This window comes from Ruegeria sp. B10, assembly GCF_056539825.1.
In genome coordinates this window covers 221,253-237,647 of sequence record NZ_JBQFVP010000001.1, presented here as the reverse complement: position 1 = coordinate 237,647, position 16,395 = coordinate 221,253, and the positions used below count along the sequence as shown (strand labels likewise).

Here is a 16,395-nt window from a genome sequence, read left to right as displayed (position 1 = left end):
CCGATGGTTTTGGAGTTTTGACAAGCGCATTCAATCTCGTTACTCAGCATTAAGTCCTAAATTTTTGGGTAGAGAAAAAATGGCTGACGGGCGAGGCGCGGGTATATCCTGCGGAGGGCAGATGACAACAAACAAGATTTTGTGGCGCACACGATCATTTCTTTTTCTTACTGCGGCAATGGGTTTACTGGCTTTGCCGCATGCAGCGCAGGCGCAAAACTTTACCATCAACTCCTTCGAGGTTGAGGGGAACCGGCGCATCGAGACAGGTACAATCATCCAACGGACGGGAATCGAACCCGGGCAGACGGTTTCGGCCGGTCAGTTGAACGACGCCTATCAGCGTGTGCTTGACAGTGGTGTTTTTGAAACAGTCGAATTGACACCTCGAGGCACGACTCTGGTGATCGAGGTGCAGGAATACCCGACGATCAACCAGATCAGCATCGAAGGGAATCGCCGCGTCAAAGATGACCTTTTGCTGGATGTGATCTCGTCCGAGCCGCGCCGTGTTTTCACTCCGCAGGCAGCCGAGGCGGACGCCGATCTGATTGCCGAAGTCTATTCCGCCCAAGGCCGGGTATCGGCAACTGTGATCCCACGCGTCATCCGCCGAAACGACAACCGCGTCGATCTGGTGTTTGAAGTCGCAGAAGGCACCACGATCGAGGTTGAACGTGTCAGCTTTGTCGGCAACCGTGCCTTCTCGGACCGCCGCCTTCGTCGCGTGCTTGAGACCAAACAGGCTACCTTCCTGCGGACGTTCTTCCGCAACGATACGTTCATTGGAGACCGGATCGAATTCGACAAACAGGTCATTAGGGATTTCTACCTGTCACGCGGCTATGTCGATTTTCGTGTGAACAGTGCCAATGTTGAATTCACCCGCGAGCGGGACGCTTTTTTCCTAGTCATGAACATCACCGAAGGGCAGAAGTTCTCGTTCGGCAAAATCACGACCGTAAGCGAGATCCCAGGTGTCGATCCTTCGATCTATCAGGATGCTCTGAAGATCAAGCCGGGCGTGACCTATTCGCCGACCCTGATAGAGAACTCGATTGCGCGTCAGGAACGGCTGGGTGTGAAGCAGGGCGTGGATTTCCTGAGGGTCGAGCCGCGAGTCACGCGGAACCCGCGCGATCTGACGCTAGACGTGGAATTCGTCCTCAGCCGCGGGCCGCGGATTTTCGTGGAACGAATAGATATCGAGGGCAACACAACCACGCTGGATCGGGTGATTCGTCGTCAGTTCGACACCGTGGAAGGCGACCCGTTCAACCCACGCGAAATTCGCCAAGCGGCTGAGCGGATCAACGCACTAGGCTTCTTTGCCAACGCCGAGGTCGAGCCGCGCGAAGGATCCTCGCCCAGCCAGGTGATCCTGGATGTGGATGTCGAAGAACAACCTACCGGCTCGCTGAGCCTCGGTGGTAGCTACTCGGTCTCGGATGGTTTCGGTGTCGCCATCGGCTTGAATGAATCGAACTTCTTGGGCAGGGGCCAGAACCTTGGTCTGACCATCTCAACCGCTCAGGACTCCGAGCAATACTCGCTGAGCTTCACCGAGCCGTACCTTCTGGGCCGCAAACTGCGCTTTGATCTGGGCCTGGGTATCGCGACCACGAACTCCAGCTTTGCCAGCTATGATACGGACCGCGTGTTCTTTAACCCACAGCTAACCTATTCGATCGGCGAGCTGTCGGCGCTACGCGTGCGTTATGGCTGGGAACGCTCGGAAATGACCCAGCAGGACAACGAGGCTAACGGTGCGGTCATCACATCGGAGATCGCGCAGGGTGAGCGGGTCAACAGCAGCTTTGGCCTGACCTATGTCTATGACAGCCGTATCGGCGGCCTGAACCCGAATGCGGGTGTCCTTTTCGAACTTGGCTTTGATGCCGCTGGTCTGGGTGGCGACAACAAATTCTTCAAGACCACTGCGCGCACGATCGCGCAGACCCGTGTTTGGAACGAAGAAGTCGTTTTGCGCGCAACGCTCGAGGCCGGTGCGCTGCATTGGTCGGGGAATGACTTCAGCCGTACCATCGACCGTTTCGTTCTGGGGCCGAACACCTTCCGCGGATTTGAGCCGGCCGGTATTGGCCCGCGTGATCTGTCCAACGGGCAAGACGACGCCATCGGCGGCAACTACTACTGGGTGGCGCGGTTCGAAAGCGACTTCCCATTAGGGCTGCCGGAAGAGCTGGGCCTGCGGGGCGGTTTGTTCTACGACGTCGGCAACCTTTACAACATCAATGACGTAAATACCGCAGGTGCAAATATTGTGGGTGCGGATGGTTCCATTCGTCACGTCATCGGTGTGTCGGTTCTGTGGGAAACTCCGTTCGGCCCGCTGCGCTTCAACTTCTCGAAAGCGTTGAAGAAAGAAGACTTCGACAAGGAACAGAATTTCGACCTGACCGTTCAGGCGCGGTTCTGATCCGGCATGCGGTTGCGAATATCTAGACGCGCATGGGGCCCGGTTCGGGCCCTTTGCCTTTTGCTGGGCCTTGTGCTCGCGTCCCAAACAGCGGCGCAGCAATTGGGCGTGCGAGATCCGCTGGTCCTGACCATTTCAAGCGACCGGTTGTTTGCGGATTCGGCGTTCGGCCAGCGCGTGCTGCGCGAGATCGAATCCGAGGGCGCGCAGCTCGCGGAAGAGAATGAGCGGATCGTCGCGGAACTCAGCAGCGAAGAGAAAGACCTAACTCAAAAACGCGCGGAGCTGGCCCCAGAGGATTTCCGCCCTCTTGCGCAGGCCTTCGACGAAAAGGTGCAATCGCATCGCGACGGCCAGCGCGCCAAACTGGACGCCTTGGCCCGGCGCAGCGAAGAAAGCCGCCAGACGTTTTATGCCCTGGCGCAGCCCGTTCTGATCGAACTGATGCGCGAGACGGGGGCCGCCGTGGTGCTGGAACGCGCGAATGTATTCCTCAGCGCTGACACTTCCGACATCACTGATGAAGCGATTGCCCGCATCAATGCCGCAATCGGCGATGGAACCGGCCTTCAGGACGGCTCAGGCGAATAGGTTCGCTTGCCCTCAGGGGCCGGTATTGCTAACCACGCGGAAACTGACACATCCAAATAACGGGACGAGTGAACGATGACGACGGAAACCAAAAGCGCCGACATTCAGCTGATTCAGCGGATATTGCCGCATCGCTATCCGTTTCTGCTGGTCGACAAGGTGGTCGACATCGACGGCTATCAATCGGCCCGTGGCATCAAGAATGTCACCATGAACGAGCCTCATTTCCAGGGCCACTTCCCCGGAACTCCGATCATGCCGGGTGTCACCATTGTCGAGGCGATGGCCCAGACGTCGGGCGTGATGCTGGGCGTCGGCATGGATGTCATTGATACCGAGCTGCTGATCTATTTTATGAGCATCGACAAATGCAAATTCCGCCGCAAAGTGGTGCCGGGTGACGTGCTGGAGATGCATGTCGAAACCCTGCGCGGCAAGAAGGGCGGCAAGCTGTTCAAGTTCCACGGACGCGCAACCGTTGACGGTGAGGTCGCAGCCGAAGCCGAATTCTCGGCCTATGTCGACTGGGACATGGAAAAAACGACATGAGCGGCATTCACCCAAGCGCAATCATCGAAGAGGGTGCGCAGATCGGTCAGGACTGTGTGATTGGTCCGTTCTGCTACGTGGGTCCTCAGGTCAAACTGGGCGACCGGGTCGAGCTGAAGACGCATGTGGTCGTCACAGGTGATACCACGGTCGGCGACGATACGGTGATCTTCAACTTCTCGGTGATCGGTGAGATTCCGCAGGATCTGAAATTCGGCGGCGAGAATACGCGGCTTGAGATCGGCCAGCGCAACCGCATCCGCGAGCATGTGACCATTAACACGGGCACCGAAGGCGGTGGTGGTGTGACTCGGATCGGTGACGATTGCCTGTTCATGGCCGGAGTTCACGTGGCCCATGACGTTCAGATCGGCAACCGTGTGATCATGGTGAACCACGCAGGCGCGGCGGGGCATTGTATCGTCGAAGATGACGTAATCGTTGGCGGAATCTCGGGCCTGCACCAATGGGTCCGCGTCGGTCGCGGCGCTATCATAGGCGCGCTGACCATGGTGCCCAACGACGTCATCCCTTACGGTCTGGTGCAAGCGCCACGCGGCGAGTTGGACGGGCTGAACCTTGTTGGCCTGAAACGGCGCGGTGTATCGCGTGAGGATATCTCGGCTCTGCGGGCTGCGTTCAAGGAACTGTCCGGCGGCGAGGGGACTTTTCAGGAACGCGCCCATCGCGCAGGCAAGTACACCGACAGCGAATATGTTCAACGCATTGTCGAGTTCGTCACCGGTCAATCAGATCGCTCGTTCCTGACGCCGAGGAAATAACCAAATGCTGGCTTTGATCGCAGGAACGGGTGTTCTGCCGGACGCTGTCGTGGACGCTCTGCCAGACCGTCCGTTGGTCTGCGCGATGGAGGGGTTCGAACCTGAGAGCCTGAAAGTAGACGTCGTTTTCCGTCTGGAACAGCTCGGCAGCTTTCTTGCGGATCTCAAGGCGCGCGGCGTGACACAGATCTGCATGGCGGGTGCGGTGCAGCGGCCCAAAGTCGATCCCGCGCGGATTGATGCCGCAACGATGCCTTTGGTGCCGATCATTCAAAAGGCGATGATGTCGGGTGATGATGGCGCTTTACGCGCTGTGATCGGTATCTTTGAGGATGCGGGCCTGGCCGTCAAAGCCGCGCATGAGATCGCACCTGATCTGCTACCAACGCTGGGATGCCTAACCGAGACACACCCGTCCGAGGCCGATCTGGCCGATGCCGACCGTGCCGCAGGTATTCTGCGCGCGATGGGCAGTGCCGATATCGGTCAGGCCTGTGCCGTCTCCAAAGGGCAGGCTCTGGCGGTTGAGAGCAATTTTGGCACTGCGTGGATGTTGCAATCGCTGACCCAGCGCCCGGATGCGGGCGGCGGGGTTCTGTTCAAAGGTCCGAAACCCGATCAGGATCGCCGCGTGGATCTGCCTGCTATCGGTCCGGAGACCGTCACTGATGCGGTGGCCGCCGGTCTGACGGGCATCGTCATCGAAAAAGGCGGTGTGATAGTGCTGCGGCGGGATCATGTTGTCGCCGAGTGCAACCGTCTTGGCCTGTTCCTATACGTGCGCGAGCGGGCCGTTTGATGCGCGTTTATCTGGTCGCCGGGGAACCTTCGGGCGATCGGCTGGGCGGCGCGTTGATGGAGGGCCTAAAGGCGCTGGTCCCTGACGTCGCGTTTGACGGGGTTGGCGGGCCGCTGATGCAGGCTCAGGGCCTGAACAGCCGCTTTCCCATGTCCGAACTCAGCGTCATGGGGTTGGTCGAAGTTCTGCCCAAGTTCTTCCACCTCAAACGCCGGATTGCCGAGACTGCGCAGGCTGTGCTGGAGACACAGCCGGATGTTTTGATCACCATCGACAGTCCGGATTTCTCGTTGCGTGTGGCCAAACTGGTCAAGGCGAGCAGCGACATTCGCACTGTTCACTATGTCGCCCCCAGCGTCTGGGCCTGGCGTCCGGGTCGTGCCGACAAGATGGCCAAGGTGATCGATCACGTTCTGGCTCTGCTTCCTTTCGAGCCGCCCTACATGGAGCGCGCCGGAATGGAGTGCGATTTTGTCGGACACCCGGTGGCAAGCGAATCGCAGGCGACGGAGGTGGAGATCAAGGCCTTCCGAGACACCTATGATCTGGGGGATGCGCCGCTGTTGCTGGCCCTGCCGGGGTCGCGTCGGGGCGAGGTCGACCGGCTTGCTCCTGTTTTTGGTGAGGCGCTCTCGCTCTACCTTAAGAACCGCCCAGAAACGCGGGTTGTTGTGCCAACGGTGGCCCATATGGTCGACACCGTGACCGAGCATTTGCGCAGCTGGCCCAGATCTCCCGTGGTGGTTGACCCACGTGATCTGCCCTCGGATCAGGCGGTGGCGCAAAAGCGGGCGGCCTTGGCGGCAGCCGATCTGGCCTTGGCCGCGTCAGGGACTGTGTCATTGGAGTTGGCGGCGCAGGCCACGCCGATGGTGATTGCATATAACCTCAACTGGCTAACAACTCTGATCGCCAAGCGGATGGTGCATCTGGACACGGCGACGCTGGTCAATCTGGTCTCGGACACGCGGACAGTGCCAGAGTGTCTTCTGGACGATTGCCAGCCCGACCAGATCGCCGAAGCCCTGGAACGTGTTGCAGCGCAGCCGGAGGCCCAGCGTGAGGCCATGACGCTCACGATGGATCGTCTGGGCCGCGGCGGAGAGGCGCCGGGCCTGCGCGCCGCCAAGGCCGTGCTGGCCCGGATGGCCAAAGCTGATGCTTGAGTATCTGCTCTTTTCGATTTCGGCCGGGGTTGTGATGGTGTCGACCAATCTCGACAACCTGGCCGTGTTGTTGGGGCTGATGCTGGTGATGGATCACCGCCGCTCGTTGATGGGGTTTGCCGTCGCGCATGGGCTTGTGCTGTGCCTGTCCTTGGCCGTCGCAACGGGTCTGAGCCAGAGCGGACTGCCAGAGTGGATCGGGTATCTTGGAATCGTTCCGCTGGCACTTGGCATGCGCGGTATCTGGCACCAGATTTCAGGAGTTGAGCAGACAGACGACACGCCAAAGGGCGCAGTGACCTCGGTCGTGACTCTGTTTCTCAGCCTGTCGGTCGATACATTCGCCGTGATGACGCCCTTGCTGGCAGATTCCAGTCCCGCATACCGGCTAGCAGCACTGATTGGCGCGGCTTGTGCTTCGGCAAGTTTGGCAGCCGTCGCTGCCTGGGGTGCACCTCATGCGCAGAAACTAGGCCCGCGCGTCAACCGGCTAGAGAAGATCGCACCCTATATCATGGTCTGCGTCGGGCTCTACATTCTGCTGAACTCGCCGACCGATATTCTCTGATCTGTGTCGGTGTTGTGAACGAAGCGGCGTTGCAGTTGGACCTGCAGCTTGCGATACCCTGCAGCAGAAGGAGAGCCTTGATGACCCGTATTCCTGCCTTGACCGACGACGACATGACACCGGCCGCGCGTGCGGCACATGCGGAATTGGGCGCATATGGGCCGTTCGACAATTGGGCGCGGGTGGCAGCGCATTGCCCTCCGGTTCTGGAACATGTCAGCGGGATGCTTACCACCTTGCGCGCGCAGGCAACCCTTCCGCGCCGCGCGTTGGAGCTGGCGATGGTCACGGTTTCCAAACTGAATGCCTGTGACTATTGCGTGTCGCATCACACGCCCTTGCTGACTGTGGCGGGTCTCAGCGCGGAAGGCGTAGCGCGGTTACCGAAGGTCGAAGATCACCCCGAGTTGGACGCCTGTGACAAGGGAGTGGTCCGCTATGCCGAAGCAGTGACCACCCGTTCAGGCCGTATGCGCGACGTGGAGGTCTCGGACCTGAAAGAGTGGTTCACTGACGCGCAGATCGTTGAGTTGACATGGCGCATTGCCCTGTGCGGAGCATTCAATCGGTTCAACGACGCCCTTCAAATTCAGATCGAACCCGAGGTTACACCGGTCTCGGCCTAGTAGCCGCGCCAAATCCAGCCGCCACCAAAAATGCGGCTGCTGTTTGGGTCGTAGAACACGCAGGCCTGACCGGGCGAGATGCCTTCCTCGGGTGTCAGCAATTCGACCTCGGCCGTGGTTTCAGACAATGGTCGAATGATCGCCTCGCGCGGGGGGCGGGTTGATCGCACTTTGACCGACACATGCCATTCGTCGCGCGAGGTGAAGGGGTCATCGCCCAGCCAGTTGATCTCGCGCACGGGGACGGTTCGCGTGGCCAACATCTCTTTCGGGCCGACGACGACCTGTTTCTTGTCGACATCCAATTTCACCACGTAAAGCGGCTCGCTGAGGCCTCCGATACCCAGCCCACGGCGCTGTCCGATCGTGTAGTGGATCACGCCGTTATGCTGCGCCAGAACGCGGCCATCGGCATGGACAATCTCACCCGGTTCAGCTGCACCGGGGCGTAGCTTTTCGATGACGCTGGCATAGTTGCCGTTAGGAACAAAGCAGATGTCCTGACTGTCGGGCTTGTCCGCCACCGCCAGCCCGTATTGCGCTGCCATTTCGCGGGTCGCATCCTTCGAGGGCAGGTGGCCCAGAGGGAAGCGTAGGAAATCCAGCTGCTCGGGCGTGGTCGAGAACAGGAAGTAGGACTGATCTCGGTTCGCATCCTCGGCGCTGTGCAGCTCAGGCCCTTTGGGTCCCATCTTCCGCTGGATATAGTGGCCGGTCGCCATGCAATCAGCTTCTAGGTCTTTGGCCGTTTCCAGCAGGTCTTTGAACTTTACCCGCTCATTGCAGCGGATGCAGGGCACAGGTGTCGCGCCCGCCAGATAGCTGTCGGCGAATTCGTCAATCACAGCGTCCTTGAAGATGTTTTCATAATCCAGAACGTAATGCGGGAAACCACGCTCTTCGGCCACGCGACGCGCGTCGTGGATATCGATCCCAGCACAGCACGCGCCTTTTTTGGCCAGCGCCGCACCGTGGTCATATAGCTGCAACGTGACGCCCACGACATCATAGCCCAGATCCGCCAGATATGCGGCCACGACGGAGCTGTCGACACCGCCCGACATAGCAACCACCACCCGCGTTTCCGAGGGCGGTTTGGCAAAGCCAAGCGAATTGAGTTGGGTCTCGGCGGCGAGGGCCATGGCGATTCCAGTCCGGGTTAAGAAAGACCGGCAGAATATAAGAAAATTCTAGACACTCTCAAGGGGCGGTTTCACGCAGCATTAAGTAGACTGGTGTCAACTTTGTCGCAGCAGAAAAAGGGTTGAGAGATGTATTTGCACAAAGTTGAAGGTCCGCGGTCTGTAACCCTTCCGGATGGCACGATTTTGTCGCAGGCCGACCTGCCGCCGCCGGACACGCGGCGCTGGGTGGCGTCGCGCAAGATCCTTGTCGTGCGCGGGGTACTATATGGTCTGATCACCTTGTCCGAGGCCAAGAAACGCTACGGCATCAGCGATGAGGAATTCAACATCTGGGTCTCTGCCGTGGCAGAGCATGGCGTTGATGCTCTGAAAGTTACCGCGCTAAAATATTATCGACAACCTAAAGGCGAAAGTGAATAAATGATTCAACGGTAACGCAAGATTAACCATTCTTGGTCAGGTGTATTTTTAATTGGAAGTTTTGACCCGAATTGGAGCAGTGAAATGAGAATACTTCTTGTCGAGGATGATCCTACCACGTCCAAAAGCATTGAACTGATGCTGACGCATGCCAATCTGAATGTGTATGCGACGGACCTTGGGGAAGAAGGGATCGACCTAGCGAAACTCTATGATTACGATCTCATTCTCTTGGACCTGAACCTGCCGGATATGAACGGCCATGAGGTTTTGCGCCAACTGCGTATCGCTCGGGTGGAAACGCCGATTTTGATCCTGTCCGGTGCCGATGACACTGAAAGCAAAATTAAGGGCTTCGGGTTTGGAGCAGACGATTATCTGACCAAACCGTTCCATCGCGAAGAACTGGTGGCCCGTATCCACGCTATCATCCGCCGCTCTAAAGGCCATTCGCAATCGGTGATTCACACCGGTCGTGTTGCGGTCAATCTGGACGCGAAAACCGTCGAGGTTGATGGTCAGACGGTGCATTTGACGGGTAAGGAATACCAGATGCTCGAGCTGTTGAGCTTGCGAAAGGGCACAACTCTGACGAAAGAGATGTTCCTCAACCACCTTTATGGCGGCATGGATGAACCCGAGTTGAAGATCATCGACGTGTTTATTTGCAAGCTGCGCAAGAAGCTCAGCAACGCGACGGGCGGTGACAACTACATCGAAACCGTATGGGGGCGCGGCTACGTTTTGCGTGACCCGCAAAGCAACTCGCTTGATGAGACGCGGATGGCAGTCAACGCCTGACGTTCGAAGACACTTGCCACCCATGGTCCAGAGGGTGGCATTTCCACTCACGGCTCAGGACGTCTGGACCTAGCCATGACCTCGCCCTATCACTGAGGTCCAGAATAAAGTGACAGGGCGAGGCCATGAGCAATTCTATCTCGATAGCAGACCTGAAAGAGGATGAGGCACGCGCCGAACTCGCGCGCCTTGCAGACCTGCTGTTGCGGGCCAACAGGCTGTATCACGGGGAAGACGCGCCCGAGATTTCGGATGCAGAATACGATGCGCTGAAACGGCGAAATATCGAAATAGAGGAGAAATTTCCGCATCTAAAACGCTCTGATAGTCCAAGTGATCAAGTCGGCGCGCGCCCGGCGGACGGGTTCTCCAAAGTCACGCATGCACAGCGCATGATGTCATTGGGCAATGCGTTTGATGATGAGGATGTCGCGGATTTCGACCGCTCGATTCGCAAATATCTCGGCCTTTCTGCGGACGCGCCTTTGGCCTATACGGCTGAGCCCAAGATCGATGGGCTTTCATTATCCCTGCGGTATGAGCAGGGAAAACTAGTCCAAGCCGCCACGCGGGGCGATGGAGAAGTGGGAGAGAATGTGATGGCGAATGCCCGGACGATCACTGATATTCCGCACACGATCCAAGGCGCTCCCGATATTCTGGAAGTGCGCGGTGAGGTCTACATGTCTCACGCGGATTTCGAAGCGCTTAATGAACGTCAGGCCCAGGCTGGCGGCAAGCCCTTTGCCAACCCCAGAAACGCTGCGGCCGGTTCGTTGCGACAGCTGGATTCCGAAATCACCCGGGCGCGACCGCTGAAGTTCTTTGCCTACGCGTGGGGAGAGCTGTCGGCCCCTCTGGCGAAGACACAAGATGGGGCGATTGAGCGCCTGAAAAGCTATGGGTTCTCGACCAATCCGCTGACACATTTGTGCAAATCAACTCAGGAGATGTTGGCGCACTACCGGTCGATCGAAGAACAGCGCGCGACGCTGGGTTATGATATCGACGGTGTGGTTTACAAGGTGGATGACCTTGACCTGCAAGCCCGCCTCGGGTTTCGATCGACGACACCCAGATGGGCCATCGCGCATAAATTCCCTGCCGAGCTGGCCTGGACCCGGCTTGAAGCGATTGACATTCAGGTCGGTCGCACCGGCGCGCTCAGCCCTGTTGCGCGTTTGCATCCGGTCACAGTTGGCGGAGTTGTCGTATCGAATGCAACGCTGCACAACGAAGACTATATCGCCGGGCGCGACGCCAAGGGTGGCACCATCCGGGACGGCAAGGACATCCGCAAGGGGGACTGGGTACAGGTCTACCGCGCCGGGGATGTGATCCCCAAAATCGCCGATGTCGACCTTTCGAAACGACGCGAAGATGCGGTTCCTTATGAGTTCCCGCATAGGTGCGGGAAATGTGGTAGTGCGGCGGTGCGCGAAGAAGGGGACGCGGTGCGGCGCTGTACGGGCGGCATGATCTGCCCGGCCCAAGCCGTTGAGAAGTTGAAGCATTTCGTGTCTCGTAAGGCCTTCGATATCGAAGGCTTGGGCGCAAAACAGATTGAGATGTTCTATGAAGATCCTGTCCTGCCGATCAAAACGCCTGCCGATATCTTTGATCTGCAAGACAGGGACTCAGGTGCTCTGTCCCGTTTGAAAAATCGCGAAGGATGGGGGGACACCTCAGCCAGCAATCTGTTTGCGGCCATTGATGAGAAACGGACTATTCCCTTTGCGCGATTGCTGTTTGGCCTTGGCATCCGCCATGTAGGTGAGGTCGTCGCGCGTGATCTTGCGCTGCATTACCGCGACTGGGAGGCAATGTCCCAAGCGGTAGATGCCGCGCGCCCTGCGGCGCTTGCATATCGCGCTGCGGATCAAGCGGAAGAGGCTGAACGGTTCGCCGCTGCCTCTGACGGGCGTCGGCCGCGGATTAAGGAAAGCCGCACCGCCGCCATCGCGGAATTGTCCGTGCCCGAGGAGGCTTCGGCCGCGTGGTCGGATTTGATTGCGGTTGACGGGATCGGCGCGACTGTTGGTTTGGCTTTGTCCGACGCCTTCGCCAATGTTGAGGAACGACAGGCCTTTGATACGCTCAAGGCGCATTTGACTGTCGTGCCACCTGATGCACCAGCCTCAGAAAGCCCGGTGGCGGGCAAGACCGTGGTTTTCACAGGCACGCTGGAAAAGATGACACGCGCCGAAGCCAAGGCGCGGGCCGAGGCGTTGGGGGCCAAAGTCTCAGGGTCGGTCAGTAAGAAGACCGATATTCTTGTTGCAGGGCCGGGTGCTGGTTCCAAGGCCAAAAAGGCGGCAGAGCTGGGGATCGAAACCCTGGATGAGGATGGCTGGTTGCAGCTGATCGACGGCGCATGAGCGGACGGCCAGAATCCTTGTTTCCCCTGTTCGCAGGGGTTGAAACCTTGGAGGGGGTCGGCCCGAAGACCGCTCAGGCGATGGCGCAGGCCGGGATGGAAAGCCCGCGAGACGTTCTGTTTGGCTTGCCCTATGCCGTGATTGATCGACGCAGGCGCGACACGATCCAAGGGGTTGATCTGCCGTCGACGTTGACGGTTGAGGTGACGGTCGGACCGCATCGCCCATCTCGGAATAGGGGCGGCGCGTATCGGGTCCATGTCGAGGACAGTCAGGCCGATTTCCAATTAGTGTTCTTTCACGCGCGTGGCGATTACCTGAAGAAAGTCCTGCCGGAAGGATCGCGCCGTGTGATCTCGGGCAAGTTGGAGCTGTTCGACGGTATGGCGCAGATGGTGCATCCCGATCACATGCTGCCGGTGGATCAGGCTTCGGATATTCCTGAGTTCGAGCCGGTCTATCATCTGACGCAGGGGATCACGCAGAAGACCATGTTCAAGGCTGTCCGCAGCGCTTTGACGCGCGCACCGGTCTTGGCCGAATGGGCTGATCCGGCGCAGATCAGCAGTCAAAACTGGCCCTCATGGCACGCGGCAATTCAGGCCGCACACAACCCTCAAGGCGCGGATGACGTAGCTTCATTCGCCCCGGCGCGCGAGCGTTTGGCCTATGATGAGCTGCTGGCGCATCAGTTGACGCTGGCTCTGGCGCGGCAACGGGAACGCAAAGCACGCGGGATTGTCAGCGTTGGCACGGGCGCGTTGCAATCAAAGGTTCTGGCGAGCCTGCCGTACCGGCCAACTGGTGCGCAGACACGGGCGATAGATGAAATCGCGGGCGATATGGCCTCGGAATCGCGCATGAACCGGCTGCTTCAGGGTGACGTGGGCGCAGGCAAAACTCTGGTGGCGTTTATGGCTCTGCTAGTCGCGGTCGAGGCCGGAGGGCAGGGGGTCATGATGGCTCCGACGGAGATTCTGGCGCGCCAGCATCTCGAGGGGTTACGCCCTTTGGCGGAAGAGGCTGGCGTTGTGTTGGAAATCCTGACCGGACGCGACAAGGGGGCAGAGCGGCGGACCAAGCTTGCCGCTTTGGAGGCTGGCGATATCCAGATACTCGTGGGCACCCATGCGGTGTTCCAAAGTGATGTGGTGTTTAAGGCTTTGTGTCTGGCGATTGTCGACGAACAGCATCGCTTTGGCGTGCGCCAGCGGATGGAGCTGTCGGAAAAAGGGCAGGGTGCCGATGTTCTGGTCATGACGGCCACGCCGATCCCGCGCAGTCTCGCTCTGGCGCAATATGGCGATATGGATGTTTCGGTTTTGGACGAAAAGCCGCCGGGGCGAAAACCGATCAAGACAGCGATTGTCAGCACGGGGCGGATGGAAGAAGTCGTCGCCCATCTGCGCCGCGCCATTGAGGAAGGGCGACAGTGCTACTGGGTCTGTCCGCTGGTCGACGAATCGGAGGTCTCCGACCTGACAGCGGCGGAAGAGCGGTTCAAACGGCTGCGCGCTATCTTGGGCGAGGGCACTGTTGGTTTGGTCCACGGGCAAATGCCACCTGCCGAAAAAGATGCCGCCATGACCGCGTTTCAGACGGGTGAAACCAAGGTCCTGGTGGCGACGACAGTGATCGAAGTGGGCGTGAACGTCCCCAATGCCTCGATCATGGTGATCGAACGGGCCGAGATTTTTGGTCTGGCTCAACTACACCAGTTGCGTGGACGCGTTGGCCGAGGGGACGCGGATTCGACCTGTCTGCTGATGTATCAGGCGCCTCTCAGTGAGGGTGGTCGCAAACGGTTGGAGGTCCTGCGTGAGACCGAGGACGGCTTTCGCATTTCCGAGACCGATCTACAGATGCGCGGTGCGGGAGATCTGATTGGAACCGCCCAATCCGGGTTGCCGAAGTTTCGTATTGCGGATCTGGAACGGCAGGCCGGATTGATGGCCGTGGCCCAGACTGACGCACGAGCTTTGCTGAATACTGATCCCAAACTGACCTCGGACCGGGGAAAGGCCGCGCGTGTTCTGCTTTGGCTGATGAAACAGGATCAGGCGATCCGTTTGATTTCAGTAGGTTAGTAACGAAGTATCCATAAAGTTCGCAAATGTTCTCAAAAAGTTCTTTACCGACTCGGAGAAATATGAGAACAAAAGGTCAACAAAGGATTAAATCCCTGACCCGGAGGTGACCCATGCTGACCCAGATCAAGACCGTATTCACGCGCTCGCACTCGACCATCCTGCAAGATGCAGCGGGTGTTGCGTCTCTGGTCGTTATGCTGATGGTGGCTCTTCACCTTCCGGTTGGTTTCTAACCCTTTTTTGCCTGCGATCTCGTGCCGAATAGCCCGCGCCTGTCATCCCCAGTGAATTCAAGGGTGACCTGCCTGTCCCAAACCCCTTGAGGGGCCATGCCTCGGCCCCGCGCGGTGTCCCGGACCCCACACGAGAAACGCATTGCCTGCCGCCGCCCTTCCCGCCCGGAAGGAGCGGCGGTTTTTTTATAGCTGGCCGGTTTTGATGATTTCCAACATGGCCGACAGAACGGAATTCACCGCGACCGAGGCTAGGATCATTCCCATCACACGGCTGATGATTGCCGCGCCGGAGTGACCGATCAGGCGTATGATCGGCTCGGCCAGAAGCATCAGAACAAAGGCGATGAGCACGACCGATAGCATGACCAGCGCAGTAATCCCCTGGTCGGCGGCGCTGTAGCGGTGGTTGTCCGTTAGGATCACGATCGCCAGCATCGCACCGGGTGAGGCCAGGGACGGCACCGCCAGAGGGAAGATCGCCGGGTTGTGTTTATGGACCTTATCTTCCTTGTCGTCTTCGGCGGCGCGTTGTTCGATCTCCTGCTTGCTTTCGCCAAAGATCATTGTCAGCGCGAACAGGAACAGGATGATCCCTCCGGCGACTTGGAACGAGTTCAACCCGATATCTAACGCCTCGATCAGCAATTGTCCGAAGACGAGGAAGAACAGCAGCACGCCGGCACTGATCAACGACGCGAGCATCGCCGTTTTGCGCCGTGCAGCGGCTTCGAGCCCCGCGGTGACGGCGATGAAAACGGGGATTGTGCCGATCGGGTCAATGACAACCCACAACGTAACGAAGTGTTCGAGCAGGTTGTTCAAGCCCATTCCTCCACCGAAGTTTGGGTGAAATTAAACAGGTTTAGGCCAAAACACCAAGCTTAGGCGCAGTTCGACTGTTCGGCCTGTTCCATTGCCTCGGCCGTTGCCTCAAGCGCCAGCATGATTGAGGCATGGCGGTTTTTGTATTCACGGGCGGGGATCAGAACCTCAAGCCCGTCAAACGGGGCATCCGGGGCAGGGCCGTCCTTTTTCAGCATGGCCTTCAGCTGATCTCGGGCGGTTTCAACTTGCGCACGCGTGGCACCAACCACCGCGTCGCCAACTACCGAAGCGGCCGCTTGACCGAGGGCGCAGGCTTTGACGTCTTGTCCGAAATCGCTGACGCGCCCATCTTTCATCGTCACGTCGACAGTTACGGTCGACCCGCAAAGGGGCGAGCGTTTCTTGACCGTCGCATCGGGTTGATCCAGCCGATCCAGATGCGGGATATCAGCCGCCAGCGCCAGAATGCGCCCGGAGTACAGCTTTATCAGGTCGTTCTCGCCGCTCATGGCTTTCCCTCGTTCCGTGTTCCCCATACATAGTGGTCAGTCCTCGGGATGCAAAAGGTTTTTGTCATGTCTGACATAGTCACGTTCGATCCATCTGATCTGAAATATAACGAAGCCGGGTTGATCCCCGCAATTGCGCAGGATCACGCCTCGGGTGAGGTGTTGATGATGGCCTGGATGAACCAGCAAGCGGTTGAGCGCACGTTGGAGACGCGGCGCGTAACCTACTGGTCGCGCTCGCGCCAGGCGTTCTGGATTAAGGGCGAGACGTCCGGGCATCTTCAGGAACTGGTCGATTTCCGCTTTGATTGCGACCGGGATTGCATCTTGGTCGTGATCCGTCAGACCGGCGCGGCGTGTCACACCAACCGCCGGACGTGCTTCTACACGTCCGTGCGCGACGGTGAAGAAGTCGAGTTGATGAAACCGATGGAGTGAGTGGCGCAGATGTCGCTACCTTCGGTTTGAGT

The 16,395-nt window shown here is 58.7% G+C and carries 17 protein-coding genes; 14 read left to right on the top strand and 3 right to left on the bottom strand.

All coding sequences use genetic code 11. From position 1 onward, the window contains the following. The first annotated feature begins 79 nt into the window (after positions 1 to 79). The 8 genes from bamA (at position 80) to ACR0J4_RS01195 (ending at position 7,521) form a co-directional block, all read left to right on the top strand. Positions 80 to 2,440 carry an outer membrane protein assembly factor BamA gene (gene bamA / locus ACR0J4_RS01230; protein WP_170641671.1) on the top strand — a complete coding sequence of 787 codons (2,361 nt, stop codon included), beginning with the start codon at positions 80 to 82 and terminating at the stop codon, positions 2,438 to 2,440. Between the two features lie 72 nt (positions 2,441 to 2,512). After that, entirely contained in the window at positions 2,513 to 3,031 is a 519-nt protein-coding gene (locus tag ACR0J4_RS01225) for an OmpH/Skp family outer membrane protein (protein ID WP_480668272.1), read from the top strand. Between the two features lie 75 nt (positions 3,032 to 3,106). After that, complete coding sequence (fabZ, locus tag ACR0J4_RS01220) at positions 3,107 to 3,580, top strand: 3-hydroxyacyl-ACP dehydratase FabZ (RefSeq protein WP_170458279.1); 474 nt, start codon at positions 3,107 to 3,109, stop codon at positions 3,578 to 3,580. Continuing rightward, positions 3,577 to 4,362 carry an acyl-ACP--UDP-N-acetylglucosamine O-acyltransferase gene (gene lpxA / locus ACR0J4_RS01215; RefSeq protein WP_170641667.1) on the top strand — a complete coding sequence of 262 codons (786 nt, stop codon included), beginning with the start codon at positions 3,577 to 3,579 and terminating at the stop codon, positions 4,360 to 4,362. The genes fabZ and lpxA overlap by 4 nt, the downstream gene beginning before the upstream one ends. 4 nt (positions 4,363 to 4,366) lie before the next feature. After that, a complete protein-coding gene (locus ACR0J4_RS01210) occupies positions 4,367 to 5,161 on the top strand; it encodes a UDP-2,3-diacylglucosamine diphosphatase LpxI domain-containing protein (protein WP_170641665.1) in 795 nt (264 codons plus the stop codon). Further along, the gene (gene lpxB / locus ACR0J4_RS01205) at positions 5,161 to 6,327 is read left to right on the top strand and encodes a lipid-A-disaccharide synthase (RefSeq protein ID WP_170641663.1); all 1,167 of its coding nucleotides are present in this window, start codon (positions 5,161 to 5,163) and stop codon (positions 6,325 to 6,327) included. Before ACR0J4_RS01210 ends, lpxB begins: the two co-directional genes overlap by 1 nt. Then, entirely contained in the window at positions 6,320 to 6,895 is a 576-nt protein-coding gene (locus ACR0J4_RS01200) for a hypothetical protein (protein ID WP_170641661.1), read from the top strand. The genes lpxB and ACR0J4_RS01200 overlap by 8 nt, the downstream gene beginning before the upstream one ends. An 80-nt stretch (positions 6,896 to 6,975) precedes the next feature. Next, positions 6,976 to 7,521, top strand: a complete 546-nt coding sequence (locus ACR0J4_RS01195) for a carboxymuconolactone decarboxylase family protein (RefSeq protein ID WP_170641659.1) — start codon at positions 6,976 to 6,978, stop codon at positions 7,519 to 7,521. Here ACR0J4_RS01195 and mnmA read toward each other — a convergent pair. Continuing rightward, positions 7,518 to 8,663, bottom strand: a complete 1,146-nt coding sequence (gene mnmA, locus ACR0J4_RS01190) for a tRNA 2-thiouridine(34) synthase MnmA (RefSeq protein WP_170641657.1) — start codon at positions 8,661 to 8,663, stop codon at positions 7,518 to 7,520. The two genes, ACR0J4_RS01195 and mnmA, sit on opposite strands and share 4 nt — an antisense overlap. 129 nt (positions 8,664 to 8,792) lie before the next feature. Here mnmA and sciP point away from each other — a divergent pair, with 129 nt between their 5' ends. The 5 genes from sciP to ACR0J4_RS01165 all read left to right on the top strand — a co-directional run bounded on the left by sciP (position 8,793) and on the right by ACR0J4_RS01165 (position 14,588). Beyond that, the gene (gene sciP, locus ACR0J4_RS01185) at positions 8,793 to 9,086 is read left to right on the top strand and encodes a CtrA inhibitor SciP (RefSeq protein WP_170641655.1); all 294 of its coding nucleotides are present in this window, start codon (positions 8,793 to 8,795) and stop codon (positions 9,084 to 9,086) included. 84 nt (positions 9,087 to 9,170) lie between these two features. Continuing rightward, positions 9,171 to 9,887: a response regulator transcription factor CtrA gene (gene ctrA / locus ACR0J4_RS01180; RefSeq protein WP_170466869.1), complete on the top strand. Its 717-nt coding sequence runs from the start codon at positions 9,171 to 9,173 to the stop codon at positions 9,885 to 9,887. 125 nt (positions 9,888 to 10,012) lie between these two features. Then, positions 10,013 to 12,265 carry an NAD-dependent DNA ligase LigA gene (gene ligA / locus ACR0J4_RS01175; protein ID WP_170641652.1) on the top strand — a complete coding sequence of 751 codons (2,253 nt, stop codon included), beginning with the start codon at positions 10,013 to 10,015 and terminating at the stop codon, positions 12,263 to 12,265. Beyond that, positions 12,262 to 14,352 carry an ATP-dependent DNA helicase RecG gene (gene recG / locus ACR0J4_RS01170; protein WP_170641651.1) on the top strand — a complete coding sequence of 697 codons (2,091 nt, stop codon included), beginning with the start codon at positions 12,262 to 12,264 and terminating at the stop codon, positions 14,350 to 14,352. Before ligA ends, recG begins: the two co-directional genes overlap by 4 nt. A gap of 113 nt (positions 14,353 to 14,465) precedes the next feature. Next, the gene (locus ACR0J4_RS01165; protein ID WP_419737977.1) at positions 14,466 to 14,588 is read left to right on the top strand and encodes a hypothetical protein; all 123 of its coding nucleotides are present in this window, start codon (positions 14,466 to 14,468) and stop codon (positions 14,586 to 14,588) included. A gap of 186 nt (positions 14,589 to 14,774) precedes the next feature. On the opposite strand, the gene ACR0J4_RS01160 is transcribed toward ACR0J4_RS01165, so the two are convergent. Together ACR0J4_RS01160 and ACR0J4_RS01155 are read right to left on the bottom strand one after the other, a co-directional pair. Next, on the bottom strand, positions 14,775 to 15,413 hold the full coding sequence (locus tag ACR0J4_RS01160; protein WP_170458257.1) for a MarC family protein: 639 nt from the start codon (positions 15,411 to 15,413) through the stop codon (positions 14,775 to 14,777). A 59-nt stretch (positions 15,414 to 15,472) separates the two neighbouring features. Beyond that, the gene (locus ACR0J4_RS01155; protein ID WP_170641649.1) at positions 15,473 to 15,925 is read right to left on the bottom strand and encodes an iron-sulfur cluster assembly scaffold protein; all 453 of its coding nucleotides are present in this window, start codon (positions 15,923 to 15,925) and stop codon (positions 15,473 to 15,475) included. A gap of 48 nt (positions 15,926 to 15,973) precedes the next feature. Between ACR0J4_RS01155 and hisI the strand changes: the two genes are divergently transcribed. Further along, on the top strand, positions 15,974 to 16,363 hold the full coding sequence (gene hisI, locus ACR0J4_RS01150) for a phosphoribosyl-AMP cyclohydrolase (protein WP_170641647.1): 390 nt from the start codon (positions 15,974 to 15,976) through the stop codon (positions 16,361 to 16,363). Positions 16,364 to 16,395: the final 32 nt, after the last annotated feature.

Excerpts from the sequence above, each read along its gene's own strand:
- bamA (WP_170641671.1), top strand. The coding sequence starts at position 80 with ATGGCTGACGGGCGAGGCGCGGGTATATCCTGCGGAGGGCAGATGACA.
- fabZ (WP_170458279.1), top strand. The coding sequence starts at position 3,107 with ATGACGACGGAAACCAAAAGCGCCGACATTCAGCTGATTCAGCGGATA.
- lpxA (WP_170641667.1), top strand. The coding sequence starts at position 3,577 with ATGAGCGGCATTCACCCAAGCGCAATCATCGAAGAGGGTGCGCAGATC.
- ACR0J4_RS01210 (WP_170641665.1), top strand. The coding sequence starts at position 4,367 with ATGCTGGCTTTGATCGCAGGAACGGGTGTTCTGCCGGACGCTGTCGTG.
- lpxB (WP_170641663.1), top strand. The coding sequence starts at position 5,161 with ATGCGCGTTTATCTGGTCGCCGGGGAACCTTCGGGCGATCGGCTGGGC.
- ACR0J4_RS01200 (WP_170641661.1), top strand. The coding sequence starts at position 6,320 with ATGCTTGAGTATCTGCTCTTTTCGATTTCGGCCGGGGTTGTGATGGTG.
- ACR0J4_RS01195 (WP_170641659.1), top strand. The coding sequence starts at position 6,976 with ATGACCCGTATTCCTGCCTTGACCGACGACGACATGACACCGGCCGCG.
- mnmA (WP_170641657.1), bottom strand. The coding sequence starts at position 8,663 with ATGGCCCTCGCCGCCGAGACCCAACTCAATTCGCTTGGCTTTGCCAAA.
- sciP (WP_170641655.1), top strand. The coding sequence starts at position 8,793 with ATGTATTTGCACAAAGTTGAAGGTCCGCGGTCTGTAACCCTTCCGGAT.
- ctrA (WP_170466869.1), top strand. The coding sequence starts at position 9,171 with ATGAGAATACTTCTTGTCGAGGATGATCCTACCACGTCCAAAAGCATT.
- ligA (WP_170641652.1), top strand. The coding sequence starts at position 10,013 with ATGAGCAATTCTATCTCGATAGCAGACCTGAAAGAGGATGAGGCACGC.
- recG (WP_170641651.1), top strand. The coding sequence starts at position 12,262 with ATGAGCGGACGGCCAGAATCCTTGTTTCCCCTGTTCGCAGGGGTTGAA.
- ACR0J4_RS01165 (WP_419737977.1), top strand. The coding sequence starts at position 14,466 with ATGCTGACCCAGATCAAGACCGTATTCACGCGCTCGCACTCGACCATC.
- ACR0J4_RS01155 (WP_170641649.1), bottom strand. The coding sequence starts at position 15,925 with ATGAGCGGCGAGAACGACCTGATAAAGCTGTACTCCGGGCGCATTCTG.
- hisI (WP_170641647.1), top strand. The coding sequence starts at position 15,974 with ATGCAAAAGGTTTTTGTCATGTCTGACATAGTCACGTTCGATCCATCT.